This is a genomic window from Streptomyces smaragdinus (genome assembly GCF_009604385.1).
Lineage (GTDB): Bacteria > Actinomycetota > Actinomycetes > Streptomycetales > Streptomycetaceae > Streptomyces > Streptomyces smaragdinus.
Genome location: NZ_WEGJ01000004.1, coordinates 49,250 through 73,462, shown reverse-complemented (window position 1 = coordinate 73,462; position 24,213 = coordinate 49,250). Strand labels below are relative to the sequence as shown.

Genomic DNA, 24,213 nt, shown 5'->3' with positions numbered 1-24,213 from the left:
ATGGAGTCGCAGACGGGCAGGACCGTCACCGTACCGAGCGAGCGGGAGTTCCGGGACTGGATCACCCGGCGGCTGGCCGAGTTCCTACAGCGGCCCGCGCACACCATCGAGGCGGACGTGCCGTTCGCGGAGTACGGCATGGACTCGGTCGCGGCGCTGAGTCTCTTCGGCGACATCGAGGAGGAGTACGAGCTCTTCCTCGAACCGACCGTCGCCTGGGACCACCCCACGGTCCGCGCCCTCGCGCACTACCTCGCGCAGGAGGCGGCCAGGGAACTCGGCACGGGCGAAGGAGCGGGGGCATGAGAGAGGAAGCCGAGCGGGCCCGGGGCGTCGCGATCGTGGGACTGGACTGCCGGTTCCCCGGCGCCGCCGACCCGGCCGCGTACTGGGACCTGCTGCTGGGCGGGGCCGACGCCGTCGGCACCCGGCCGCCGTCGCGGGGACCGGCCGGACCGGACGGCGGCTTCCTCGCCGACGCCGACGTCTTCGACCCGGACTTCTTCGGCATCTCCGGGGCCGACGCCGCCGCGATGGACCCCCAGCAGCGGCTGCTGCTGCAGTGCGCGTGGCGGGCCCTGGAGGACAGCGGCCGCTCCCCGCGCGCCCGGGCGGGCAGCGCCACCGGCGTCTACGTCGGCTCCATGTCCGACGACTTCACCCGGCTCTCCCTCGCCTCCCCGCACGAGATCACCCCCCGCACGGCGGTCGGGGCGGGCCGCTCCATGCTCGCCAACCGGCTCTCGTACCAGCTGGACCTGCGCGGCCCCAGCCTCACCGTCGACACCGCCTGCTCGTCCTCCCTGGTGGCGGTGCATCTGGCCGCCACCGCCCTGCTCGGCGGCGAATGCGACCTCGCGGTGGCCGGCGGGGTGAACCTGGTGCTGGACCCGGCCCTGGACCAGGTCTACGCGCAGGCCTCGCTCGCCGCCCCGGACGGCCGCTGCAAGCCCTTCGCCGCCACCGCCGACGGCATCGGCCGCGGCGAGGGCGCCGGCGTGGTCGTCCTGCGCCGGCTCGAGGACGCCCTGCGCGACGGCGACCGGGTGTACGCGGTGCTGCTGGGCAGCGCCGTGGGCCAGGACGGGCGCAGCAACGGGATCACCGCCCCGCACCGGGCCGCCCAGCGGGACGTGGTGGGCGCCGCGCACCGGCGCGCCGGGGTGCGGCCCGGCCAGGTGCGGTTCGTCGAGGCGCACGGCACCGGCACGCCGCTGGGCGACCTCATCGAGGTGCTGGCGCTGGGCGACGTGTTCGGCGGCGGGGAGCGGCCGGAGCCGCTGGAGCTGGGCTCCGTCAAGGGAGTCGTCGGGCACACCGAGGGCGCGGCCGGCATCGCCGCGCTGATCAAGGCGGCCCTCGCCCTGCACCACGGGGTGCTGCCCGGCCAGGCCCTGCCCGGCGGCGAGAACGAGCGGCTGGGCCTCGCCCGGCGCGGGATGCGCGTCGTCACCGAGCCGGTGGAGCTGCCCGGACGGGACGTGGTGTGCGGGGTGTCGAGCTTCGGGATGGGCGGCACCAACGTCCACGCGGTCCTCGCCTCGGCCCCGGCCGTCCCCGTACCCGACACGGACGACGGCGCGGCCGGGGTGTTCACGCTGTCCGCCGACACACCGCAGGCCCTGCGCCGCAATCTGCGCGTCCAGGCCGACCGCCCGGCCGGCGGGGCGCTGGTGAGCCGCTGCTGGACCAGCAACCGCTCCCGCTCGGCACTGCCCGTACGCTTCGCGGCCGTCGCGTCCGACCCGGACGAACTGACCGCGGCGCTGCGGGAGGCGGCGGAACGCGACGGCCCGCCGGGACCCGTCCGGGAGCCGCGCGTGGCGTTCGCGTTCACCGGCCAGGGCTCGCAGTACCCCGCGATGACCGCCGGGCTGTACCGGGACCTCGAGGTCTACCGGCGGCATCTGGACGACGCCTCCGACGCCCTGCAGCCGTACACGGTGGAGGCCGTCCGGGACATCCTGCTGCGCGGCGACACCGCCGTGCACCGCACCGGCACCACCCAGCCCGCGCTGTTCGCCGTCGAGTACGCGCTGGCCCGCACCCTGACCGAGCTGGGCGTCACACCCGTCGCCGTGCTCGGGCACAGCATCGGCGAGTTCGCCGCCGCCGTGATCTCCGGGGCCCTGACCCTGCCGGACGCCGCCAAACTGGTCGCCGTGCGCGGCGCGTTCATGCAGCGGCTGCCCACCGGCGGCGGGATGCTCGCCGTACGCTGCCCGGCCGCCGAGGCCGACTCCCTGGTCCGCCACCGGCCCGGCGTCGGCGTGGCCGCCGTCAACGGGCCCGAGGCCTGTGTGCTGTCCGGCGGGCAGGACGACCTCTTCGAGATCCGCAGCGAGCTCGTCGCCCGCGGCGTCGCCGCCACCCCCCTCGAGGTCAGCCACGCCTTCCACTCCCCGCTGATGGAGCCGATGCTCGGCCGCTTCGAGCGGGTCGCCCGCCGGGTGCCCGCCGGCACCCCGGAGCTGCTCTTCCACTCGACGGTCCTGGGCCGCGAACTGCGCCCCGGCGAGGCGCTGGACGGGGCCTACTGGACCCGGCACATCGCGGCCACCGTCCGCTTCGCCGACGCGGCCGCGTCCCTGTGCGCCGACCCGCCCACCCACGTGGTGGAGATCGGCCCCAAGCCCGTCCTGGCCAACCTGCTGCGCCGGATCCCCGCCGCGAACGGCATCCCCGCGCTGGGCGCGGTCCGCGGCCCCTCGTCCGCGCTGCCCGAGGTGGCGGGGCTGCTGGCCCGGCTGTACGAGGACGGGCTCGACCCCAGCTGGGACGCCCTGTACCGGCCCGCCGACCGCCGGGTGGCGCCGCCGGTGCCGCACCAGTTCGCCGGCGCGTGGCGCTCGTGGCTGTCCGTGCCCCAGGAACCGGCCCCCCGCCTCCCCGACCCGGTGCCGTGCGACGACCCGGACGACGACCCGGCGGACGGCACGGACCCCAGGGCCGGTGTGGTCGGCGTGGTCGCGGCCGTGCTGGGCGGAGAGCCCCAGGACCTGCGCGACGAGCTGCGGTTCTACGACGACCTGGGCTTCGACTCGGTCATGCTGATGGAGCTCAAGTACCGCCTCGAGGCCCGCTTCCCGGTCCCCGGCGGGCTCGAGATGCCGGAGATGCTGGCCAGCCTGGTCAGCGTCGGCACCCTCGTGGACTACATCGGCGGACTGCTGACGGCGGTGCGGGCCTGATGCGGGCCCCGGGCGCCCTCACCGCGCACCTGGCCGGGATCGGCACCGCCCTGCCCGGCCCGCCGGTGGACAACGCGGCCCTGTCCGCGCGGCTCGGGGTGAGCGCGGCATGGATCGACCACTTCATCGGCACCCGCACCCGCCACTTCTGCCGCGACCTGGACGGCGGCCGGATCCGGATGCGGCTCGCCGACCTGTGCGCGCGGGCCGCGGAACGCGCGCTCGCCGACGCCGGCGTCACCGCCGACGAACTGACGTTCCTGGTCCTGGCGACGGCCACCCCGGACGCCCTGATGCCGACCACCGCCGCGGAGGTCGCCGACCGGCTCGGCGCCGACCGCATCCCCGCGTACCAGATCCAGTCCGGCTGCTCCGGGGCCGTCCAGGCCCTCACCCTGGCCACGGCGCTGCTCGCCGCCGCCCCGGCGGCCGGGCGGCGGCCGCTGGGGCTGGTGGTGGGCGGCGACGTGTGCACCAAACACCTCGACGTGGACCGGGACTTCACCGCGCTGCCGCCGGGCGAGCTGGTCAACTACGTGCTCTTCGGCGACGGCGCGGGCGCCGCCGTGCTGGGCCGCGGCGGACCGGGACGCGCGGTGCTCACCGCGGCCTGGCACCGCTTCGAGGGCCTCGCCCGGGAGCCCGGGCAGCGGCTGGAGTGGTTCGGCGCCGCCGACCGCGACGACGGCACACCGGCCGTCGCCGAGGACTACAAGGCGGTCCAGGAACGGGTCCCGGAGCTGGCCCGCGCGGCACTGGAGGAGACCCTCACCACCCTGGGCTGGGACCGCGGGGACCTGGACTACCTGCTGCCGCCCCAGCTCGGCGGCCGGATGACCGCGCGGATCACCGAGGAGCTCACCCAGGGCCTCGGCTGCGCCGCGGTCAACTGCGTGGCGGACACCGGGAACAACGGGAACGCCCTGGTCCTGCTGCAGCTCGAGCAATTGCTGGACCGGCTGGGCGCGGGGGAGCGGGCAGTCGGCGTCGCCGTCGAGTCGAGCAAGTGGATCACCTCGGGATTCGCGCTGGTGGGGAGTGACGAGCGTGGCCGTTGACACCTTTGCGGGCACCGGAACGGACGCTGGCGCGCTGAGCGGCCTCGGCGAACTGCGGGCCTGCGCCCGCGCCGGCACCCTCGCCGAGCGGTATCCGCGGGTACGCCCCCTCCTCGAGCGGCTCGACGACGACGCCCTGGTGCTGGCCGGCCGGCTGCTGGCCCGGCTCTCGCCCGCCGAGGTACGGGCCGCTCATCCGGGGATCGAGACCGTACGCGTGGCGATCACCGGCCGCTGCACCCTGGCCGAACTGCTGCCCCCGCTCACCGCCCACCTCGCCCGGCACGGCCTGCTGCTGGAGCCGTTCGTCTCCGGCGCCGGCCACTACCGCGACCTGACCGACCCCGGCTCCGTGCTCTACGCCCACCGCCCCGACGTCACCCTGTGCGTACTGGACCCGGTGACGGTCTGGGACCAGATCACCCCGCCCTGGCAGCCGTACGACGTGGCGCTGGCCCTCGAGCGCGAACGCCAGCGCCTCACCGAGGCCGCCGCCACCCACGCCCGGCGCGCCCCCGACGGCTCGACGCTGGTGTTCAACACGGTGCCGCTGCTGCGCCGGTTCGCCCACCAGCTCACCGGCCTGGACCGGCGCGCCGAACTGGGCGGCATCTGGCGCGAGGCCGGCGCCCAGCTGCTCTACCTCGCCGACCCGGCCGCCGGCCTGGCCGTGCTGGACCTCGAGCCGGTCCTCGCCTCCGGCATCCGCGCCGACGACCCCCGCCTCGGCGCGTACGCCCAGGCCCACGCCAGCCCCGCGTTCCTGGCCGCGTACGCCCGCGAGGCCGCGCGGCTCATCGCCTCCCTGCGCGGCGGCGTCCGCAAGTGCCTGGTCCTCGACCTCGACGGCACCCTCTGGGACGGCACCCTCGCGGAGGACGGCCCCACCGGCGTCAGCGCATCCGGCTCCGCCCGCGCGGAGGCGTTCGGCGCCTTCCAGCGCACGGTGAAGCAGCTCGCGTCGCAGGGCGTGCTGCTGGCCGTCTGCTCCAAGAACGACCCCGGCGAGGTCGAGGCCGCGCTGACCGCCCACCCCGAATTCCCCCTGGGAGCGGACGACTTCGTCGCCGTGTCCGCCGGCTGGGGCTCCAAGGCCGAGGGCATCCAGAAGATCGCCGCGGACCTCGGGATCTCCCCGTCGTCCGTCGTCTTCGCCGACGACACGCCCTTCGAGCGCGAGGTCGTACGGGCCGGGGTGCCGGGTGCCGCGGTGATCCCCCTGGACGCCGACCCCGCCCTGCACCCGGAACGACTGCTGGCCGGAGGCTGGTTCGACCTGCCCTCGGTCACCGAGGAGGACGCGGCCCGCCCCGCCCGTTACCGCGAACGCGGCGAGCGCGAGTCCTCCCGCGCCCGGACCGCCGACTACGCGGCCTTCCTGCGGGGCCTCGGGGTGCGCGCCGAGGTCCGCCCCGTACGGGAGCCGGAGGCGGCCCGCCTCGCCCAGCTCAGCCAGCGCACCAACCGCTTCAACCTCACCGGCGCACGTCTCACCACCGGCCAGGTGCTGAAGCACGCCGCCGCGCCCGGGGCGCTGGCGCTCGCCGTCCGCGCCGCCGACCGGTTCGGCGACGACGGCCTGATCGGCGCCGTGTTCGGCCGGGCCGGCGGCGACGGTCTGCGGCTGGACAACGTCCTGATGAGCTGCCGGGTCCTGGGCCGCGGCATCGAGGAGGCCGTACTCGCCGGTCTGCTTCACGCCGCCCGCGACGCCGGCCACCCCGCGGTGACCGTGCACTGGCGTCCCACCCGGTACAACGCGGCACTGCCCGGCTGGCTGGCGGGCCTCGGCTTCGCCGCCGCCGGCCGCGACCGCTACCGGCATCCGCTGCACGACCTCCCCGAGGTGCCCGCACACGTGGACCTGCGCCTCACCCTGGACCCGGAAGGGGGGACCGGATGCTCAGCGTCGACGTGCTGATCGCCCGGGTCAACGAGGAGTTCGGCATCGGCCTGCAGCCCGCGGACGCGGACGTGGACCTCGCGGACCTGGCCGAATGGGACTCCGTCCACCTGCTGCGCCTGGTGGCCCTCCTCGAGCACGAGCTCGACCGGGTGCTGCCCGTCCACGACATCATCGGCGCCCGCAGTCTGCGCGCCATCTGGGCGGCGGCGATGGAATCATGAGCGCCGGCGACCGCGCCCGCCGGCACACCCGCTACTTCCTGGAGTGGGCGCGCGCCGCGTCCCCCGTGTACCTGGCGGCGGACGTCGACGTCACCCGGATCCGCCGGCACCGCGAACAGGCCGGGCGGCGCTACTCGTACGTCAGCTACCTGCTGTACGCGGCCGGGCGCGTCCTGCCCGCCCACCCGCGGGCCGGCGCCGTCGCGCAAGGCGGGCGGCTGCGCCCGCGGACCGCCGCGCTGCCGGGGACCGCGGCCAAGCTGGCCCTGGACCGCACCACCGCCGGCGGCGAACGCGTGGTGCTCACCGCCGTGCTGCCGGACATCGACCGGCTGGAGCTGGACGACGTCCAGGACTTCGTCGACCGGTGCCGCACCGCCGCCCCGGACGAGCTGCCCGGCGCCCGCGGCCTGCGGCGGCTGGACGCGCTGCCGCCGCTGCTGGGCCGGCTGGCGTTCCGGCTGGGCGTCCGGCGTCCGGCCGACCGGCTGCGGCTGCTCGGCAGCTTCGCGGTGAGCTCGCTCGGACACCGGGCGGTGGACGACTTCCACGGCTACGGCGGCACCGCCGTCACGTTCTGCGTCACACGGGTCGCCGACCGGCCCCTGGTCCGCGACGGACGGATCACGGTGGCACCGGTGATGCGGCTCGGCCTGACCTTCGACCACCGCGTGCTCGACGGGGCCGCGGCGGCGGACGTACTCGACTCAGTGGTGACGCGGCTGGAGGACTGGCATGAGCTTTCCCCTGGGACCCCCGGGTCCGCGGACGGCGGCGGGGGCGCTGCCCCGGCCCGTGCGGGTGACCGGACCCGAGGGGCCGTGGCACCGGGTGCGTGACGCGGTGGCCCACAGCGGCAGCGTCGTCGTCCACGGACAGCTGGACGACTGGCTGCCCGCGGACCTCGACTCGCCGCGGCTGCGGCCGCTGCTGGGGCACGACTACGCCCGGTTCGAGAAGATGGCCCACCACGCGGTCCGGGCCCGGTTCGTGGCCTCCCGGCTGCTGCTGAAGCATGTGGCGTGCGCGATCGTCGAGGCGGCGCCGGAGACCGTGGAGCTGGCGTACAAGCCGGGCGGCCGGCCGTACGCCCGGGGGCTGGACCAGATCGACATCTCCCTCAGCCACACCGACACCCTGCTGCTCGTCGGGCTGACCCGGCGCGGCTGGATCGGCGTCGACGCCGAGCTCACCGACCGGCCCATGCTGGGGCTCGGCACCGAGAACCAGGTGTGCACCCCGCACGAGCACCGGCTGCTGGCCGAGGTGCCCGAGGAGCGCCGCAACAGCGCGCTGGTGCGGCTGTGGACGCTCAAGGAGGCGTACAGCAAGGCGATCGGGCAGGGCATGCGCTTCCGGTTCACCGAGTTCGGCTTCGGACCCCAGGACCGGCCGGTGCAGGTGCTGCGGCCCGACGGCTCGCCGGGCACCGGCGACGAGTGGACCTTCCACACCTTCCGGGTGGACGGCAAGTACACCGTGAGCGCCGCCCTGTTCGACGCGGGCTTCGGGGACACCAGCGACACCGCCGCCGCGACGATGCTCGACCTCGGGCTGATCGACGCGCTGGTGGACGGGGAGTTCGCCGACAGTGCGGGAGGAGTGCGATGACCGTGATCCGTACGGACGTGTGCGTGGTCGGCGGCGGGCCCGGCGGGCGGGCGCTGGCCCTGGCGCTGGCCCGGCTGGGCCGCGAGAGCGTGCTGCTGGAGCAGCGCCACGGCGCGGCCCGCTCCTTCTACGGCGAGTCCGTGTCGCCCCAGGGCGTACGGATCCTCGACTCCCTCGGGGTGTGGGACGAACTCGCCGGCCGGGCCCACCGGGTGGACCGGCTCGAGATCGCCGACGGCGGCCGCCGGGTGCTGGACGTACGGTTCGCGGACTTCCCGTACACCTGGCGGCATCCCGTCGAACTCGCCCAGCCCGCCCTGCTGGCGGAGCTCTCGGCCGCCGCGCTCGGCGCCTGCCGGGTGCTCGAACCGGCCGCCGCCGTGGGCCTGATCGAGGAGCGCGGGCGGGTGGCCGGCGTGCGGGCGCGGACCCCCGAGGGGGAGCTCGAGATCCGGGCCGCCGTCACCGTCGGCGCCGACGGGCGCTTCAGCCAGGTGCGGCGGATGGCCGGGCTGGAGGACGGCGCCCGGCGCACCCCGCTGGAGCGGGACGTCATCTGGCTCAAGCTGCCCTTCCCGGCTGGCTGGGACCGGCGCGCGTACCGGATCCGCATCGCCGGCGCCTCGCACGCCCTGTTCCTGCCCGGCACCGACGGGCGGGTCCGCGTCGGCCTCAACATCCCCAAGGGCGGCCTGCGGCAGCTGCGGGCGGACGGGGTGGGCCGGCTGCGCGCCCAGCTCGCCGCCCTCGCCCCCGAACTGCACCCGGCCGCCGAGGAACACATCCGGTCCTGGTCGGACACCGTGCTGCTGGACATCTTCACCACCGAGGTCGCCCGCTGGTCCGTCCCCGGCGCCGTCCTGCTGGGCGACGCCGCGCATACCCTCACCCCCGTCCTCGGCCAGGGCATCAACCACGCGCTCGCCGACGCCGTCGCGCTGGCCGGACTGCTGGCGCCCGACCCGGCCTCGGACGCGGCGCCGCGGGCCTTCGAGTGCTCCCGCCGCGCACCGGTCACCCGCTCCCGCGCCCTGCAGCTGCGCCAGGAACGCCTGTTCACCCTCGCCGTGCCCCCGGGCCCCACGCTGCGGCGCACGGTCTACCGGACGCTGAACGCCCTGCCGGCCCTGCGGCGGCGGGTGTTCGCCCCCGTGTACTTCCCCGGGGAGCGGCCCGTGCCGGCGGACGCCCCGCGTGACCTCGTACGGAGCGCGTCGTGACCGACCTCCCCGACCTGACGGAGCTGCGCCGCCTGGCGCTGCTCCACGCCCGGGCCCAGCGGGTGCCGGCGGCCGAGTGCGCACGGGTCCTGGGCCGGGTGCGCACCGCCGACGGCGACGCGCCCGACGGCTGGGCCGCGCAGTGGACCCGCGCCGGGGACGAGCTGGCCCGGCGCGGCCGGCAGCTGGCCGCCGGCCGCCGGTACGGGCTCGCCCGCTTCCCGTACCCGGCGGGGGAGTTCGGCCGCCGGGCGCACGAGCTGTCGGTGCGCTCCTTCGACGCCTGGCGCACCACGGGCCCCGGCCGGCGGGCCGGTATCGGACGGCACGAGGCCGAACTGCCGGGCCGGGGCACGTTCACGGCCTGGACCGCCGGACTGTCCCCCGGCGGGCGGCGACCGCTGGTCGTGGTGATGGGCGGCATCGTCAGCCCGAAGGAGCAGTGGGCGCCGGTGCTGGCCCGGGCCGGGGCGCTGGGCGTGGCGATGGCGGTCACCGAGATGCCGGGCGTGGGGGAGAACACCCTGCGGTACGACGAGGGGTCCCACCGGATGCTTCCCGCGCTGCTCGACGGTCTCGCCGGGCGGGCGGACGTGACGCGTGCCCATGCGCTGTGCCTGAGCTTCGGCGGTCATCTGGCGCTGCGGGCCGCCGCGGACGACCCGCGGATTTGCGGGGTGGCCACGGTGGGGGCGCCGCTGCGGGGATTCTTCCTCGACGGGGAGTGGCAGTCGCGGGTGCCGGCCACCACGGTGCTCACGCTCGCCCGGCTCACGGGGCATCCGCCCGGTGAGGTGCTGGGGGCGCTGCGCGGCTGGGCGCTGGAGGACGCGCCGCGCGTCCCCGTGACGTATGTGGCGGCGGCCCGCGACGACATCGTGCCGCCGGACGAGGCCCGGGTGCTGGGGCCCGGGGCCGAGGTGATCACCGTGGACGACGAGCACGGGGCGCCCGCCCATCTCGGGTACACCCGCGCCGTGCTGCTGCGCTCGGCGCTGCGGGCGCTGGGCGTCGGCGGCGCGCCGCGGGTGGTGGCCGGTGCCCTCGCGGGGCTGGCCCGGCCCCGGGTGCGGCGGGTACGGGACGGGGTGACGCGGTGAGCGGCTGGACGTACCGGGCGCCGGCGGGGCGGGCGCTGAGCGGGCTCGTGGGCGCGGCGGCGCTGGCGGCGGGGGTGGCGGTCGGCGGGCGGCGGAGCCGGGTGCTGTGGACGACGGCGGTGCTGCCGGACGTGGCGCTGCTGTACGGGATCGCGGGCGCCCCCACGTTCGAGACGCTGCCGGTGTACGCGGTCCGCCCGTACAACGTGCTGCACTCCCCGGCCGTACCGGCGGCGCTGCTCACCCTGGCCGGCGCGACCGGCAGCCGCCGGGTGACGGTGGCGGGGCTGGGCTGGCTGGCCCACATCGCGGTGGACCGCGCCTTCGGCTACGGCCCGCGCAACGCCGACGGAACACGGCGGTAGCGGGCGGCGAGCGTCAGCCGCACACGACGGGCAGCTCCTCGAGCCGGTTCACCAGCAGCCCCGCGTGCATGCGGATCTCCCCGGCCGGCACGGCCAGCCGCAGCGACGGGAACCGCCGGGCCAGGGCGGACAGCGCGATCCGCAGCTCGGCGCGGGCCAGCGGGGCGCCCAGACAGAAGTGCGGCCCGTGCCCGAACGCCAGATGCGCCGCGTCCGAGCGGTCCGGCCTAAAGACGGCGGGGTCGGGGAAGACGGTCTCGTCCCGGTTCGCCGAACAGATCGCCCCGATCACCGCGCTGCCGGCCGGGATCCGCGTCCCCGCCACCTCCACGGGCGCGGTCGTCACCCGCAGCGGCCCCCCGTCACCGATGGGGTTGATCCGCAGCAGCTCCTCCACCAGCGCGCCCAGTGCCCCGTCGTCGTCCGGTACGAGCCCCAGGCCGCCGGGATGCCGCAGCAGGGTGAAGACGGCGTTGCCGAGCACCGATCCGGTCGTCTCGTACCCGGCGACCAGCAGGGTCAGCGCCATCGTCACGAGCTCGTGCTCGCTCAGCGCGTCGGAGCCGTCGTGCACCTGCACCAGGGCGCTCAGCAGATCCTCCCGCGGCGCCCGGCGCTTCTCGGCGAGCAGCTCGCGCAGATAACCCACCAGCTCCAGCCTGTTGGCCCGCATCTCGGCCGGCGTGTGCGCCGTCAGCGACACGATCGCGTCGGACCAGGCACGGAACCGCTCCCGGTCCGCGAAGGGCACCCCGAGCAGCTCGCAGATGACCGTGACCGGCAGCGGGAACGCGAAGGCGCTCATCAGGTCGACCACCCCGCCGTCCGCGGGCAGCCGGTCCAGCAGCCCGTCGCACAGCTCCTCGACCCGCGGTCGCAGCTCCGCCACCCGGCGCGGCGTGAACGCCCGCGAGACGAGGGAGCGCAGCCGGGTGTGCTCCGGCGGGTCCATGGTGAACAGCCCGCCCGCGTCGAAGGGCACTGCCGTCAGCTTCGGCGCCTCGGGCAGCACGGTCGCGGCGCGGCTGCACCGGGCGTCGCCGAGTACGGCGCGCACGTCCTCGTAGCGGCTCACCAGATAGGCGTGATCACCGCTGGGCATCACGACATCGGTTACGGGAGCATCGACCCGTAACTTCGCATAAATATCCGGTAGTTGTACCGCATCGCGGCGTGACGGCGGATAATGAAGAGGGCCCGTGGCAGACTCCATGCACGAACCATCGTTTCCATGGGTCGCACCAAGCTCGAATGCACCTACGATTCTTATCAATCAGGTAATCTGCCCATGGGGCGCTCGGTCTCGGCCCCGATCCCGCACAAGGCGCCGGCTGGTCCACAGCTGAAGGGGACGCCATGATCAGGATTGTGCTGGCCGAGGACATGCATATGGTTCGCGGTGCGCTGATCGCCCTGCTCACCCTCGAAGGCGACATCCATGTGGTCGCCGACGTGGACCGGGGCGAGGACATCATCCCCGCGGTGGCCGAACACCGGCCGGACGTGGCTGTGATCGACATCGACATGCCCGGCATCGACGGGCTGACCGCCGCGGCCGGGATCCACGAGCAGTTCCCGAGCTGCGGCACCCTCATCGTGACGACCTTCGGCCAGCCGGGAAATCTCCGCCGGGCGCTGGAGAGCCGCGTCTCGGGCTTTCTGATGAAGCACTCCCCGCCCAGCGAACTCGCCGACGCGATCCGGGCCGTCGCCCGCGGCGAGGTGGTCATCGACCCCCAGCTGGCGATGGACGCCTGGTCGGCCCGGACCAACCCGCTCACCCCCCGCGAGGTGGAGGTGTTACGCCTCGCCGCGCAGGGGGCGGACTCCCGGGAGATCGCGCCGAAGCTCTATCTGTCGGTCGGTACGGTACGCAACTACCTGACCGCGATCGTCTCCAAACTCGGCGCCCGCAACCGCGTCGACGCCATCCGCCTGGCCCAGGAACAGGGCTGGCTGTAGAGCCGCGGACCTCAGACCCCCAGCCGGCGGGTGAGCGACCGCCGGAACAGCGCCAGCGCGATCCCGGCGGCCAGCGCGGCCGACCCGACGCCCAGGAACCACCCGGAGCCGGGCACCTGATCCGCCGGAGGCGAGAGCAGTGCCCCGCCGATACCGCCGCCGAGCGCGCCCGCGAGCCAGAACAGCCCGACCATCTGGCTGACGAACGTGGGCGGTGCGATCTCCGTGGTGGCACTCATCCCGACCGGGGCGAAGGACAGTTCGCTGCACGCCATCATCGCGAACACGGCGATCAGCCACAGCGGCGACACCCGCTGCCCGTCCGAGGCGAACGAGGCCGCGATCGCCGCCAGCAGATAGGCGCCGCTCATCATCCCCATCCCGATCGCGAACTTCGCGGCGGTCGGCAGCGCGTCGCCCGCCCGCACCCAGATCCACGCGAAGAGCGGCGCGGCCAGCAGCACGAACAGCGGGATCCCCGACTGGAACCAGCTGGCCGGAACGGTCAGATCGCCGAACGTCCGGTCCGTGGACTTCTTGGCGAACTGCGAGAAGACGGCCCCCGCCTGGATGAACAGCGCCCAGAACAGCGCGCCGGCCAGGAAGAACCAGATGTACGCGCGCACCCGCCCCCGGTCGCGCTCACCGACCGCCGGATCGCGCAGCAGCCTGCGGAAGAAGTACACCGGCAGCCCCAGCGAGAGCAGCCCCACCAGCCCCAGCGCGTGCTCGACCCGGAAGGTCCCGGCCAGCACGTCGGCGCCGTACCCCACGGTGAGCACCGCCACGACGGCCACCGCCCCGCGCCGCACCCGCAGCAACTGCGCGCGCTGTGCCCGGCGCTCCGGCTCCCGGCCGACCGGACCGAAGTACACCGAGCCGCGCACGTACTGGACGAGCCCCAGCGCCATGCCCACGGCCGCCGCGCCGAACCCGTAGTGCCAGCCCACCGATTCCCCGAGCCCGCCCACGACGATCGGCGCGATCAGCGCGCTCACCTGCACGCTCATATAGAAGATCGCGAACCCGGCGTCCCGCTCGGCACGCTGTTCGCTGCGGTAGAACGCCGCCAGCATGCTCGCCTGGTTGGGCTTGATGAGCCCGGTACCGGCCGCGACCAGCAGCAGCCCCAGGGCGAAGGTCGCGTTGCTCGGCACGGCCAGCGAGACATGGCCGCACAGGATGAGCACACCGCCGTACAGGATGCTGCGGTACGGACCCAGCACCCGGTCGCCGAGCCAGCCGCCCGGCACGCTGGCGATGAAGATGGCGGCCATGTAGAGGCCGAAGAGGCGCGCGGACTCCGCGTCGCTGAGCCCCAGGCCGCCGCCGCTCTTCTCCTCCGAGGCGTACAGGAAGAGGATCGCCGTCATCCCGTAGAAGCTGAACCGCTCCCACATGTCCGTGCCGAACAGCGCCACGAACCAGCGTGGCCGGCCCAGGAACGTGGGCTCCTCCGGCCTCGCGCCGCCCGCGGCGTCGTGTGCGGGTGTGCTGACCGACGACGTCATGCGTCCTCCCGGGTCTGGGCCCGGCCACCGTCGAGGCCGGGGGAGACCCGAGATTCAGCAGTCCTGGTGGAGCGGCGCTTGAGGGCCGCCGGAACCGGCGGCCACCGAGACCGGGACCCGGGCCGTCAGCCCGAAGCAGCCGTCGGGCCGCACCTCGGCCTCGAGGGTGCCGCCGATGGCGTGGACGCGCTGGGAGAGGTTCTGCAGCCCGCTGCTGTCGTGCTGCGGCGTCGGACCGGCCGGGTCCAGACCGTCGTTGACGACGGACAGCCGGACCGTGCCGTCCGACTGCCCGGCCTCGATCCGGCAGACGCGGACGCTGGAGTGGCGCAGCACGTTGGACACGGCCTCGCGCAGCACGGTGGCGAGCACCGTCTCGGTGTCGGTCTCCAGATCGTCCAGCCGCGTGTCGCAGGTGACCCTGACTCCCGCGGTGTCCAGCAGCGCGACCACCGACTTGAGCTCCGCCGCGAACGACAGCTCCCGGTACTTGCGCGAGACGGCCCGCAGATCGGCCAGCGCCTGCCGGGACGTCTCCAGCACGGCGGTGAGCTCCTCCTTGGCCCGGCCCGGCGACACGTCCACGAGCCGCTTGCTCAGCTCGCTGCGCAGCGTGATGGCCGACAGGCTGATGCCCAGCAGATCGTGCAGATCCCGGGAGAACCGCAGCCGCTCCTGCTCGACGGCCATATGGGCGAGCTCGTCCTGGGCGGCGCGCAGCCGCACCACCAGGTCGGCGAGCAGCGACACCGCATAGACCATGCAGGCGATGGTGAGCGTGGCGGACCCCGTCCACGCGACGTCGTTCCAGCCGTAGCCGGCCAGCCGCCCCGACACCATGACGCTGCTCCACGAGACGAACGCCAGCAGCCACGCCCACGACCCGCGCATCGTGAGCAGGACCGTCGCGGCCAGCATGCCGGACAGGCCCACCCAGTGGTCGGAGAGGTAGTAGATGGGCACGTACGTGAGCACGGCCTGGCCGGCGATCAGCCAGGCCCTGGTCCGGCCGTTCAGCCGGATCCGCGCGAGATTGCGCGTGGTGTACAGCTGGCACACGTAGATGCCGGCCATGGCCAGACAGCCGAACCCGATCTGCCACACCTGCTCGCTCTCGTACACGAGGTGCAGGATCGCGGTGAACATCACGCTGGACAGCAGGACGGTGAGCAGGAGCGTTGCCGTCCGCTGCGCGGATTCGACTGTCATGGCCGGCCTCCCAGCCCTCAGAGGAAGAACGGGATGGGGTTCAGGTCCTCGTACCGGGCCGGCGCGGGGCGCCGGCCGAGCCGGACGGGGACGTCGTACAGTCTGCCCGGCGCGAAGCGCGCCCAGAAGTGCCTGAGCCCCGGGACGAGCACCCGGACCACCGGCAGGCCGATGTCGGGCCGGGTCTGGTCGAGGACCAGGAACTCCAGACCGTGCCGGCGCGTCAGCTCCACCGCCGCCAGGACGTCGTCGCGCAGATCGTCCCGCGGCGTGTACCCGTAGGACGCGGCGTCGCGCGGCGTCGCGGCGGGGTCGGGCGCGAGGTACGGCTGGTCGGCGAGCGTGCGGTGGTTGAGCCAGTCGTGCAGCTGCGGGTCCGTCGCCACGGCGGCCTGGGTCGCCGGCGCGTCGAGGGCCATCGGGAGCAGCTGGTTCATCTCCGTCAGGGCGCGCCGCAGGGCGACGTGCGGATCGCTGTGGCAGCCCAGCCCGAACATCAGGCGCTCGGCCGCGCCGGCGGTGCTCCGGGAGACCGCGGCCATGGCCGGGACGCCCAGGTCGGACGTGATGTCCAGGACCCACAGTTCGCGCTCCAGCTCCGCGTAGCGCCGGCGCATCGCGGTCAGGAAGCCGCTGTCGAAGGCGGACAGGTCGACGGCCGGCTGCCGGGTGCGGTTGTACCACCACAGGGCGACCGCGTCGCGCTCCACCAGCTCGTAGAACCCCTGCAGGACGGCGTCCTCGAGGCTGCTGCCCGCGGCGCAGCCGTTGGAGTCGGCCCGGGCGAAGCCGCTGCCGGACGCGGCGGCGGCCCCGTAGTAGAGCAGGGACGTCGGCAGCAGCCGGCGTCGCCCGCCGGTGAGTGACCAGACCGGGGTCCAGTCGGTCACGGCGTCCGGGTCGAAGGGCTCGCTGATGTACTGGAAGGGCGGGTGCGCGGCGTTCCACTCCAGCCGGTGCCGGTACTGCCGCTCGTCGTACAGCTGGACGGCGTTGGGGTGGATCGCCTCGTCGCCGAGCCGGCGCAGGCTGCCGCGGACCCGGGGCTCGTCCCCGTGCCGGGCGCCCGAGTAGCGCTCCAGGGCCTCGCACAGGGCGCCGACCCTCGCCTCGAGCTCGGTGACGCCCTTGCCCATGCTCTGCTGCCGCAGCCCCGAGACCATGCCGGACAGCCCCCGGCGGGACAGTGCGAGGTTCGGGCCCGAACGGTAGGAGTACAGCGGAGGGGAACAGCCGGGCATCGGCTGGATGTCGGTGACGACGCCCGTCACCTTGCCCACCAGATGGCCGTACCGCTCCATCATCTGACCGGGCGTCAGGGAGCGGTGACCGCCGCCGGTCAGGCTGCTCTTGGGCCGGGCCGTCAGCCGTACCGGGCGTTCGACGAGGCCGGTCACCAGCCGCGGGTCACCGCAGTGCGCGCACTGCGGACGGCGGCGCACGGGGTGCTGGTCGGACTCGAGCCCCAGCAGGTCCAGCGTCCAGATGGCGTCCTGGCTGTCGCTGCGGTAGCCGGCGAGCCACTTCGCGGACTCCGAGGCGATCATCTGCAGCGCCAGGGAACGGCTCGCGCGGGTCGCGGTCGGCGGCGGGCCGACCGGGGACGCGAGGTCCAGGGCCCGTCCGATGTACTGCTCGGTCAGCCGGTGCAGCCGCACCCGGTGCGCCAGACAGTGCCAGCAGGGACCGTCGCCGCCGGGCCGGAACACCGGCCCGACCCACGGCAGTACGCCGGTGGGCTTGGCGATGAGCCAGGGCACGCCGTCGGACCGCCGCTGCTTGTCGACGTCCCCGAGCGCGGGGTCCAGATAGTGGGTGCAGACCACGACGTGCAGATCCGCGTCGCGGTCCGCGGTGACCTCGAGCCCCGCCGCGGCGAAGGCCGCCAGGACGCCCGCCTGCGGGCAGCCGTCCAGGGCGGTGAGCCGGACCCGGGCCGCGGCGACCGCGCGCTGGGCGGGCTCCGCCTCCAGCTCCGCGGCCTCCCAGAAGGCCCGCGCCGGCTCCCCCGCGCTCTGCGGGCTCTCCGGCGGACCGGAGAACTCGCGGAGCAGCCCCGCCTCGGTGAGCCGTGCGATCACCAGGCCCACCTCGGCGGGGCTGAGCACCCCCTGGGTCTCCCGGACCAGGGCCGACAGGCTCCGCGTGCCGTCGAGCAGTGGCAGCAGCGCCTCAACGGCCCTGCCGTCGATCCCGGTCACACCTCGTTCGGAGACGAAGTACGCTGCGTCGCCCGGGACGACGGCCTGGGTCAGATGTCTGCCCAGGCCCAGCCGGGGGTGCGTGACGGTCACGACGGGTCACCCGCGGGCCGGTGCCAGCGAGCTCTCGGGGGTCCGGACGGTGTCCGGCGCGTCATCGTCGTCGTCGGACCGGCACACGCCGCAGCCGGTACCGGCCAGGGTGACGGGCGAACGGTCCAGCGGGACGATCCGGATGCCGGCGGACAGGCCCGTCGGTATGGCCGGAGTCTGGGTGCGGTGGTCGGTGCGCAGGCCGAACTCGGCCAGGACCGACCGCGGGTCGGCCGAGTAGCGGCCGGCGAGCTCCGGGTCGAGGATGCTGCGGACGACGAGTTCGGCGAATCGCCAGTCGTCCTCGATGGCTGCCGTGTTCCGGAGGTCTTCAGTGCCCTGTGACAATGCGGTATCACACACGGATCTGACGCTCCTCGTCAATTCGTTTGGAACGGCGGACGGTTCAGGATTGAGCCGTATGCGAGAAGACTCTGAGCGATAACAGCCGGATCGTACAGTGAGCCCCGCACCTTTTGGCATATGAATAATTCACGGGTGGTGGAGGGGGATCTTCACGGCAGGCCGGTGATCCGCGCACTGGGCGATTCCCGTGCCGGATGACACCCTGCGAGTTGACAGGATTCCAAGGTTAACCGGAGCCCCCGTGCACTCTTCCACTCCGTGTCGAGTGTGATTCCAGCGCCGATCGTGAGTATCGGGGCCTCCACAGCCACCGAGGGGGAGGCGTGAGCGACTATTTGGCGGCCGGCGGCCGGCCCGACACCGCGCTCAATCTGTTCTGCTTCCACCACGCGGGCTCCGGCGCACTGTCGTTCGCGCGCTGGCCGACGAGGTTTCCCGACGGGGTATCCGTCCTGCCCGTACGCCTGCCGGGCCGCGAGACCCGGATCCGTGAACCCCGCATCACCGACGCCCGCCGGCTGATCGGCGAACTCGACCGGGAGCTCGGCCCGCTGCTCGAGGCGCCGTACGCGTTCTACGGGCACAGCCTCGGGGCGCTGGTCGCCTACCGGCTGGCCGAGCACCGCCAACAGCGCGGCGCGCCCGGCCCCGAACTGGTGGCGCTGGGCGCCTGCGCCGCACCGCATCTGCCGACCCCCGCGCTCGAGGAACCCCCCACGGTCTCCGACGAACGGCTGCTCGCCGTCCTCTCGCGGTACGGCACGCTGCCGTCCTACCTCTACGACAGACCCCGGTGGCTGAGCAGCGTGCTCTCGCTCACCAGGGACGATCTGGCCCTCGCCAGGGATCTGCGGACCGGGGCCGGCCGGCCCCTGTCCTGTCCCGTGGTGGCGTTCTCCGGCGTCGATGACACCGTTGCCACGGCCGCCGCGGTGGCCGAATGGCGGCGCTACACCACGGGATCCTTCGAGGCCCGCGAGGTCGCGGGCGGCCACTATTTCGTACGGGACGAGACGCTGCCCCGCATGCTCGCGGGGCTGCTCGACAGACGTCCGCATACCACTGCGGCCGGACACGGGGGGTGACGAGCGATGGACATCAGTGTTCTCGGACCGTGCAGGGTGGTCCAGTCGGGGGTCTCGATCGTGCCGACCGCGGTGAAACCGCGCAAGGTGCTCGCGCTGCTGGCGCTCAACAGCGACCATGTGGTCTCGGTGGGCGCCCTGGTGGAGGAGCTGTGGGGCCAGTCGCCGCCGCGCAGTGTCCAGACGACCCTGCAGACCTATGTGCTGCAGCTGCGCAATCTGATCGCCCTCGCGCTGGGCGACGGCCAGCACGCCGATCTGCCGAACGGCGCGAAGAGTGTGCTGGTGACGGAGTCCGGCGGCTATCTGCTGGACGCGCAGGGCGGCCTCGTCGACATGACGGAGTTCGAACGGGCCGCGGCGACCGGGCACCGGGCGCTGGAGGCGGGGGACTTCGCCGCCGCGTCGGAGCGGTTCCGCACCGCGCTGGAGATGTGGCGCGGACCGGCGCTGGTCGACGTGCAGTGCGGCAGCCTGCTGGAGATCGAGGCGACGCGGCTGGAGGAGTCCCGCCTCAGCATCCTCAACCAGCGGATCCAGGCCGACCTCAACCTGGGCCGGCACCACGAACTCGTGGGCGAGCTGGCGGGACTGGCGGCGCAGCATCCGATGGACGAGGGCATCCACGCCAAGCTGATGCTCGCGCTGTACCGCTCCGGACGCAGGATGAAGGCGCTCGAGGTCTACCAGCGGCTGCGCAGTGTGCTGGCGGTCGAGCTGGGCCTGGACCCCTCGCCCCATCTGCACCGGCTGCAGCGGGCGGTGCTGGACTCCGCGCCCGAACTGGACGTGCCGGTGACCGTCGGCGGCCCCACGGGAAGCCGGGTCACGGGCGCCTGAGCCACCCGGCCGAGCCGGGTGCGCGGGGAGGGGCCCGGGGCGGGAAGCCCCGGGTCCCGGCGTTTCCCGGCACGTGCCCGCGGCCGGGTAACCGCGGGCCGGCCCGCCGCGGGACGTCATTCCCAGGCCAGAACCGCGTTCTCGGCCCGACCCCGGTCCGCCACGGTGAACCGCGCCCAGCAGCCGCCGGGCCGGCCGGCGAAGAGCATCGCCGTCAGCACCGGGGCGACGGACGCGGGGTACAAGACCTCCCCGTCGGTCAGTTCCACGGTGACGGCCGCGGGCTCCACGTACTCCTGGACGACCCCCGAGCCGTGGGTGAAGGCCTCGTCGACCGCGCGGGCCCACACGCCGGCGGCGGTGTGGCACCCGACCAGGGTCCGGCTGCCGGCCGGATGACCGGGCCGCAGCACGAACTGCTGCTGGTGGCGCAGCAGTACGTCCGGCAGCTCGCACTCCTCGTCGCGCCACCGGGTACGCCCCGGCAGCGTCATCCGGGTCCACGGCAGATGCCGCCGGACGAGGCGCTCCTCCCGGCGGGTCAGCCAGGGCAGCCCCGCGGAGACGAGCGCCAGGGTGCGCGGATCCGCGAGCAGCGCGCTGCCGGCCGGGGGCAGCAGCAGCCCGCGCCGCAGGGCGGCGGGGGTCGCCGCGCCGTTGTCGAGGACGACGGAGTACCGCGGTGCACCGGGCGGGCCCAGGGCGTCCGGCAGCTCCGCCGGTTCGACGAAGTCCGTGGTGAAGCCGCAGCCGCGCATCCGCTCGGCGTCGGCCTCGCCGTACGGCGCGTCGGGCCGGGCGCCGGAGCGCGGACCGCCCAGGAAGGCGGCCGAACGGGCCAGCCCCCGGGCGGCGCACACCTCGCCGACGGACCGGGCCCGGCGGCCGACGGGGTCGTGGCCGAAGAAGGCGCCGGGCCGGTGGGCCCGCTGCCAGACCCCGGTGAAGGCGGCCGTCTCGGCCACCCCCCGGATGTCCCCGGCGGCATGCATCCGGAGCAGCTGGGGCGCCCCCTGCGGGCCGACGGTGAAGTCGGCGGAGGCCATCAGCGTGCAGTACTCGGTCTCCGTGGTGTCCAGGGCGGACAGCAGCGGATGGTCCTCCGGCTGCGCCCCCAGGGCCTCCAGCCGCGCGGGCCAGGTGGGGGCGAGCGCCAGCACGGCGCGCCGGCACAGGCCGAGCATCGCCCTGGTGAGATCGAAGAGTTCGTCGTACGAGGAGCGGGGGAGGACCAGGGGGCCGGCGGGCAGCGGACTGCGCAGCGAGATGCCCGGCCCGCGCAGCGCGCGGTGCAGCGCGGCCGTGATGCCGTGCTGGTCCAGCGTGCGCAGGTCCGCGGGGGCGGGCCGGTCCGCTGCGTGGAACCAGGCCCGGGAGAGCTGTCCAGTCTGCTGGAGATTTCGTGTGATGTCTGGACACATATGAGTTACCGCCTTATTGTGCGAGTTGGCGGTGGCCTGGCGGGGCCGGCGAGCCGCTCCGGAGAGGCGAACCAGAGGTGCGGGAGACGGTAACCGGGCCGTCTCAAGAATCACTGGAGAGCGTGATGAGCCGGCGATCCATGCCAGTCCTGGAGTCCTTCACCCGTACCTGGCTCGACCTCGAGGCCGCCCACACCACGGCCCTGTCGGCGGCGACCGCGCTGCTGCGCGGCTGCGACCAGGTGCTCGCCGTGCTGACGCGCACGGCCACCTGCAGCAGCGCCCGCGACGAGCTGATGCGGTCCGCCGGCGTGCTCTGCGGCGCCCCGCGCGAGCTGGCCCGCACCTGCCCGCCGCGGCTGGGCAAGCTGTGCGTCCGGCTGCCCGCGTACGGCACGCTGTGGGCGTACACGCTGAGCGCGGTCGTCCCGGCGCTGTACACCGACGAGGTGGTGGTGCACGCGCCGGAGGGGTTCGAGGAGTCCACCGCCCTGCTGCACCGGGTGGTCTCCCGGCTGCTCCCGCCCGCCCTGGCCGGCCGGCTGCGGCTGACCGACGGCCGGGCGGAGACCTTCCGGCGCGAGTGCGCGAACGCCAACGCCGTGTTCTGGTCCGGCGATCCGGACGCCGGGCGGCAGCTGATGGCCGAGCTGGACACGCGTACGCTCTTCCTGCTCCGCGGGACCGGGCCCAACCCCCTGGTGATCGGCCCCAGGACGGACCCGGCGGCGGCCTGCCGCACCGCGCTGCGCACCCGGCTGCACAATTCCGGCCAGGACGGGCTCTGCCCGGACGTGATCTTCGTCCACCGGCTGCGGCTGGACGCCGTCGTGGACCGGCTGCGCGCCGAGCTCTCCGTGCTCACCGTCGGCGCCCGCAGCTGGCCGGACACCGTGCTGGCGCCGCTGACCACGGCCGACGGGGTGGAGCGCGCCGCCGGGTTCGTCGAGGAGTACGCGGACCATCTGGTGATCGGAGGAGCCGCCGACCGTCAGCGCCGCACCGTCGAGGCCGCGTTGCTCGTCCTGCCCGAGGACGCCGGCTTCCACCCGCCGGAGCTGCTGGCGCCGCTGTTCTGCGTGGTGCCGTACCACGATCCGCAGAGCCTGCGGGAGTGGGCGCGCGACCCCGTGGAGCTGGCCCGGGGCATGTACGTGTCGGTGCTGGGCGAGCCCCGGCTGACCGGCGAGACCCTGGGCACCGCGGTGCTCGTGCGCAACTCCACCGCCCTCGACCTCGACGACGGGAACCAGCCGATGGGCGGCTACGGCGTGCACGCCTCCGGTGTCCGGCGCGACGGGCGGCTCATCGGCCGGCCGCTGCTCCTCTCGGCGGAGGCCGCGCTGCGCCGCTCGGTGATCACCGGCCCACTGCGCTGAACGATCGGCGGTGCAGGGCGGTTTGAGCAGGGCTGTAGAGCCGTGCGTCAGGGTGAGGCCCCCTGCTGACGGATCTGCCGGGGGCGCCCGCCGCCCGTCGCGGCGCGCGGTACTTCCCCGCAAGGAGGCTGACGGTGGCACACCGAACGCTGATAGTGGCCCGGATGGAGCCGGGAATGGCCGGCCCCATCGCGAAGATCTTCGAGGAGTCGGACTCCTCCGAGCTGCCCCACCTGGTGGGTGTGTCCCGGCGGACTCTCTTCACCTTCCACGACCTGTACTTCCATCTGGTCGAGGCGGACGAGGACATCACCCCGAACCTGTACCAGGCCCGCAGCCACCCGCTGTACGACGACATCAACACCCGGCTCGCCGAGTGCGTCTCGCCGTACGACCCGAACTGGAAGGAGCCGAAGGACGCGATGGCCAACCCCTTCTACGTCTGGACCAAGGACGGGGGCCGACTGCTGTGACGGAGTTCTCGCTGCAGGAGCTGGCCGAGCAGCTGCGGATCTGCGCCGGTGAGTCGGAGGGCATCCCGCTCGAGGACGAGCGCTCCCTCGACGTGCCGTTCCTCGAGCTCGGCTACGACTCGCTGGCCCTGCTCCAGGTGACGGGGGTGCTCAAGCGCGAGCACGGGATCCGGCTCTCCGACGACGCCGTCGTGGAGGCCGAGACGCCCCGCATCCTGCTGAAGCTGATCAACTCGAACCTTCCCGGACAGGCGTGACGCGTATGGACATGGGACTGGCGGGCAAGCGCGTTCTCGTCACCGGCGGGACGCGCGGCATCGGCCTCGCGGTCGTCCGGGCCTTCGCCGCGGCCGGGGCCCAGGTGATCGCGGTGCACCGGACGGACGGCGAGGCCGCCGAGGCGCTGCGCCGGGAGCTGGCGAAGCTGGACCCGGCGCATCTGACGGTCACCGCCGACGTCACCACCGCAGAGGGCGCCGCGTCGGTCGCCGAGGCCTGCCGGTCCCAGCTGGGCGCGCTCGACGTGCTGGTCAACAACGTCGGCGTGGACGGACACCGCGCGTTCGCCGAGCTCGAACAGCCGGAGTGGCAGCGGCTCTTCAGCCACAACGTGACGTCCGCGTATCTGGTCACGCAGGCGGTGCTGGACCTGCTGACCGACAGCGCGTCGGTCGTCAACGTGGGTGCCTCGGTCGCGCTGCGCGGCCGGGCCTTCGGCACCCACTACTCGGCCTCGAAGGCGGCGCTCGTCGGCTTCGGCCGCGCCCTGGCCAGGGAACTCGGCCCGCGCGGGATCCGGGTGAACACCGTGGCCCCCGGCGTCACCGAGACCGAACCGGGCGCCGGGCTGCCGCCGCAGCTGGTGACCCGGCTGACGGCGATGACGGCGCTGGGCCGGCTCGGCCGCCCCGAGGACGTCGCGGGCGCCGTGCTCTACCTCGCCGGCGACACCTCCCGGTACGTCACCGGCCACACGCTCACCGTCGATGGAGGAATCTGAC

Annotated in this window: 23 protein-coding genes; 17 read left to right on the top strand and 6 right to left on the bottom strand. The window is 74.3% G+C overall.

The window, feature by feature from the left end; all coding sequences use genetic code 11:
• The 10 genes from SRB5_RS08965 to SRB5_RS08920 are packed head-to-tail and all read left to right on the top strand — an operon-like array spanning position 1 to position 10,672.
• Positions 1 to 306 (top strand): acyl carrier protein, encoded by a 306-nt coding sequence (locus SRB5_RS08965; RefSeq protein WP_153450961.1) that lies wholly within the window; start codon positions 1 to 3, stop codon positions 304 to 306.
• Positions 303 to 3,191, top strand: a complete 2,889-nt coding sequence (locus SRB5_RS08960) for a type I polyketide synthase (protein ID WP_153450960.1) — start codon at positions 303 to 305, stop codon at positions 3,189 to 3,191. The genes SRB5_RS08965 and SRB5_RS08960 overlap by 4 nt, the downstream gene beginning before the upstream one ends.
• On the top strand, positions 3,191 to 4,249 hold the full coding sequence (locus SRB5_RS08955) for a 3-oxoacyl-ACP synthase III family protein (RefSeq protein WP_153450959.1): 1,059 nt from the start codon (positions 3,191 to 3,193) through the stop codon (positions 4,247 to 4,249). The genes SRB5_RS08960 and SRB5_RS08955 overlap by 1 nt, the downstream gene beginning before the upstream one ends.
• Positions 4,239 to 6,170 (top strand): HAD-IIIC family phosphatase, encoded by a 1,932-nt coding sequence (locus tag SRB5_RS08950; protein WP_323377340.1) that lies wholly within the window; start codon positions 4,239 to 4,241, stop codon positions 6,168 to 6,170. The genes SRB5_RS08955 and SRB5_RS08950 overlap by 11 nt, the downstream gene beginning before the upstream one ends.
• On the top strand, positions 6,149 to 6,376 hold the full coding sequence (locus tag SRB5_RS08945; protein WP_153450958.1) for a phosphopantetheine-binding protein: 228 nt from the start codon (positions 6,149 to 6,151) through the stop codon (positions 6,374 to 6,376). Before SRB5_RS08950 ends, SRB5_RS08945 begins: the two co-directional genes overlap by 22 nt.
• Positions 6,373 to 7,215, top strand: coding sequence for a 2-oxo acid dehydrogenase subunit E2 (locus tag SRB5_RS08940; protein ID WP_153450957.1), 843 nt, complete (start codon positions 6,373 to 6,375; stop codon positions 7,213 to 7,215). The genes SRB5_RS08945 and SRB5_RS08940 overlap by 4 nt, the downstream gene beginning before the upstream one ends.
• Positions 7,112 to 7,987, top strand: coding sequence for a 4'-phosphopantetheinyl transferase family protein (locus tag SRB5_RS08935; RefSeq protein WP_153450956.1), 876 nt, complete (start codon positions 7,112 to 7,114; stop codon positions 7,985 to 7,987). The genes SRB5_RS08940 and SRB5_RS08935 overlap by 104 nt, the downstream gene beginning before the upstream one ends.
• A complete protein-coding gene (locus SRB5_RS08930) occupies positions 7,984 to 9,207 on the top strand; it encodes an FAD-dependent monooxygenase (RefSeq protein WP_153450955.1) in 1,224 nt (407 codons plus the stop codon). Before SRB5_RS08935 ends, SRB5_RS08930 begins: the two co-directional genes overlap by 4 nt.
• The gene (locus SRB5_RS08925) at positions 9,204 to 10,307 is read left to right on the top strand and encodes an alpha/beta fold hydrolase (protein WP_323377337.1); all 1,104 of its coding nucleotides are present in this window, start codon (positions 9,204 to 9,206) and stop codon (positions 10,305 to 10,307) included. The genes SRB5_RS08930 and SRB5_RS08925 overlap by 4 nt, the downstream gene beginning before the upstream one ends.
• The gene (locus SRB5_RS08920; protein WP_323377335.1) at positions 10,304 to 10,672 is read left to right on the top strand and encodes a DUF4260 family protein; all 369 of its coding nucleotides are present in this window, start codon (positions 10,304 to 10,306) and stop codon (positions 10,670 to 10,672) included. Before SRB5_RS08925 ends, SRB5_RS08920 begins: the two co-directional genes overlap by 4 nt.
• A gap of 13 nt (positions 10,673 to 10,685) precedes the next feature.
• Here the strand turns inward: SRB5_RS08920 and SRB5_RS08915 are convergent, their stop codons facing one another.
• Positions 10,686 to 11,774: a cytochrome P450 gene (locus SRB5_RS08915; RefSeq protein WP_228389920.1), complete on the bottom strand. Its 1,089-nt coding sequence runs from the start codon at positions 11,772 to 11,774 to the stop codon at positions 10,686 to 10,688.
• 254 nt (positions 11,775 to 12,028) lie between these two features.
• Here SRB5_RS08915 and SRB5_RS08910 point away from each other — a divergent pair, with 254 nt between their 5' ends.
• On the top strand, positions 12,029 to 12,634 hold the full coding sequence (locus SRB5_RS08910) for a response regulator transcription factor (protein WP_153450953.1): 606 nt from the start codon (positions 12,029 to 12,031) through the stop codon (positions 12,632 to 12,634).
• A gap of 11 nt (positions 12,635 to 12,645) precedes the next feature.
• Here the strand turns inward: SRB5_RS08910 and SRB5_RS08905 are convergent, their stop codons facing one another.
• Genes SRB5_RS08905 through SRB5_RS08890 form a run of 4 tightly spaced genes read right to left on the bottom strand, consistent with a single transcriptional unit; the run spans position 12,646 to position 17,996 of the window.
• Positions 12,646 to 14,145, bottom strand: a complete 1,500-nt coding sequence (locus SRB5_RS08905; RefSeq protein WP_153450952.1) for a peptide MFS transporter — start codon at positions 14,143 to 14,145, stop codon at positions 12,646 to 12,648.
• 54 nt (positions 14,146 to 14,199) lie between these two features.
• Positions 14,200 to 15,354, bottom strand: coding sequence for a sensor histidine kinase (locus SRB5_RS08900; protein ID WP_153450951.1), 1,155 nt, complete (start codon positions 15,352 to 15,354; stop codon positions 14,200 to 14,202).
• A gap of 17 nt (positions 15,355 to 15,371) precedes the next feature.
• A complete protein-coding gene (locus SRB5_RS08895; RefSeq protein ID WP_323377333.1) occupies positions 15,372 to 17,648 on the bottom strand; it encodes a TOMM precursor leader peptide-binding protein in 2,277 nt (758 codons plus the stop codon).
• Positions 17,649 to 17,654: 6 nt separating this feature from the next.
• Positions 17,655 to 17,996, bottom strand: a complete 342-nt coding sequence (locus SRB5_RS08890) for a hypothetical protein (protein ID WP_153450950.1) — start codon at positions 17,994 to 17,996, stop codon at positions 17,655 to 17,657.
• Positions 17,997 to 18,337: 341 nt separating this feature from the next.
• On the opposite strand from SRB5_RS08890, the gene SRB5_RS08885 reads away from it, so the two are divergent.
• Complete coding sequence (locus tag SRB5_RS08885) at positions 18,338 to 19,099, top strand: thioesterase II family protein (RefSeq protein ID WP_323377331.1); 762 nt, start codon at positions 18,338 to 18,340, stop codon at positions 19,097 to 19,099.
• 6 nt (positions 19,100 to 19,105) lie between these two features.
• Positions 19,106 to 19,939, top strand: coding sequence for an AfsR/SARP family transcriptional regulator (locus SRB5_RS08880; protein ID WP_153450949.1), 834 nt, complete (start codon positions 19,106 to 19,108; stop codon positions 19,937 to 19,939).
• A gap of 116 nt (positions 19,940 to 20,055) precedes the next feature.
• Here SRB5_RS08880 and SRB5_RS08875 read toward each other — a convergent pair whose 3' ends face one another.
• On the bottom strand, positions 20,056 to 21,360 hold the full coding sequence (locus SRB5_RS08875; protein ID WP_153450948.1) for a hypothetical protein: 1,305 nt from the start codon (positions 21,358 to 21,360) through the stop codon (positions 20,056 to 20,058).
• Between the two features lie 125 nt (positions 21,361 to 21,485).
• On the opposite strand from SRB5_RS08875, the gene SRB5_RS08870 reads away from it, so the two are divergent.
• The 4 genes from SRB5_RS08870 to SRB5_RS08855 all read left to right on the top strand — a co-directional run bounded on the left by SRB5_RS08870 (position 21,486) and on the right by SRB5_RS08855 (position 24,212).
• On the top strand, positions 21,486 to 22,739 hold the full coding sequence (locus tag SRB5_RS08870; RefSeq protein ID WP_153450947.1) for an aldehyde dehydrogenase family protein: 1,254 nt from the start codon (positions 21,486 to 21,488) through the stop codon (positions 22,737 to 22,739).
• A gap of 134 nt (positions 22,740 to 22,873) precedes the next feature.
• The gene (locus SRB5_RS08865; RefSeq protein WP_323377330.1) at positions 22,874 to 23,212 is read left to right on the top strand and encodes a TcmI family type II polyketide cyclase; all 339 of its coding nucleotides are present in this window, start codon (positions 22,874 to 22,876) and stop codon (positions 23,210 to 23,212) included.
• Positions 23,209 to 23,469, top strand: coding sequence for an acyl carrier protein (locus SRB5_RS08860; RefSeq protein ID WP_323377329.1), 261 nt, complete (start codon positions 23,209 to 23,211; stop codon positions 23,467 to 23,469). Before SRB5_RS08865 ends, SRB5_RS08860 begins: the two co-directional genes overlap by 4 nt.
• A 5-nt stretch (positions 23,470 to 23,474) precedes the next feature.
• A complete protein-coding gene (locus tag SRB5_RS08855; protein WP_153450946.1) occupies positions 23,475 to 24,212 on the top strand; it encodes an SDR family NAD(P)-dependent oxidoreductase in 738 nt (245 codons plus the stop codon).
• Position 24,213 lies beyond the last annotated feature (1 nt).

Bases quoted from the DNA above. Each gene is read 5' to 3' on its own strand.
- SRB5_RS08965 (WP_153450961.1), top strand. From the start codon at position 1: ATGGAGTCGCAGACGGGCAGGACCGTCACCGTACCGAGCGAGCGGGAG.
- SRB5_RS08960 (WP_153450960.1), top strand. From the start codon at position 303: ATGAGAGAGGAAGCCGAGCGGGCCCGGGGCGTCGCGATCGTGGGACTG.
- SRB5_RS08955 (WP_153450959.1), top strand. From the start codon at position 3,191: ATGCGGGCCCCGGGCGCCCTCACCGCGCACCTGGCCGGGATCGGCACC.
- SRB5_RS08945 (WP_153450958.1), top strand. From the start codon at position 6,149: ATGCTCAGCGTCGACGTGCTGATCGCCCGGGTCAACGAGGAGTTCGGC.
- SRB5_RS08940 (WP_153450957.1), top strand. From the start codon at position 6,373: ATGAGCGCCGGCGACCGCGCCCGCCGGCACACCCGCTACTTCCTGGAG.
- SRB5_RS08935 (WP_153450956.1), top strand. From the start codon at position 7,112: ATGAGCTTTCCCCTGGGACCCCCGGGTCCGCGGACGGCGGCGGGGGCG.
- SRB5_RS08930 (WP_153450955.1), top strand. From the start codon at position 7,984: ATGACCGTGATCCGTACGGACGTGTGCGTGGTCGGCGGCGGGCCCGGC.
- SRB5_RS08915 (WP_228389920.1), bottom strand. From the start codon at position 11,774: ATGCCCAGCGGTGATCACGCCTATCTGGTGAGCCGCTACGAGGACGTG.
- SRB5_RS08910 (WP_153450953.1), top strand. From the start codon at position 12,029: ATGATCAGGATTGTGCTGGCCGAGGACATGCATATGGTTCGCGGTGCG.
- SRB5_RS08905 (WP_153450952.1), bottom strand. From the start codon at position 14,145: ATGACGTCGTCGGTCAGCACACCCGCACACGACGCCGCGGGCGGCGCG.
- SRB5_RS08900 (WP_153450951.1), bottom strand. From the start codon at position 15,354: ATGACAGTCGAATCCGCGCAGCGGACGGCAACGCTCCTGCTCACCGTC.
- SRB5_RS08880 (WP_153450949.1), top strand. From the start codon at position 19,106: ATGGACATCAGTGTTCTCGGACCGTGCAGGGTGGTCCAGTCGGGGGTC.
- SRB5_RS08875 (WP_153450948.1), bottom strand. From the start codon at position 21,360: ATGTGTCCAGACATCACACGAAATCTCCAGCAGACTGGACAGCTCTCC.
- SRB5_RS08870 (WP_153450947.1), top strand. From the start codon at position 21,486: ATGAGCCGGCGATCCATGCCAGTCCTGGAGTCCTTCACCCGTACCTGG.
- SRB5_RS08855 (WP_153450946.1), top strand. From the start codon at position 23,475: ATGGACATGGGACTGGCGGGCAAGCGCGTTCTCGTCACCGGCGGGACG.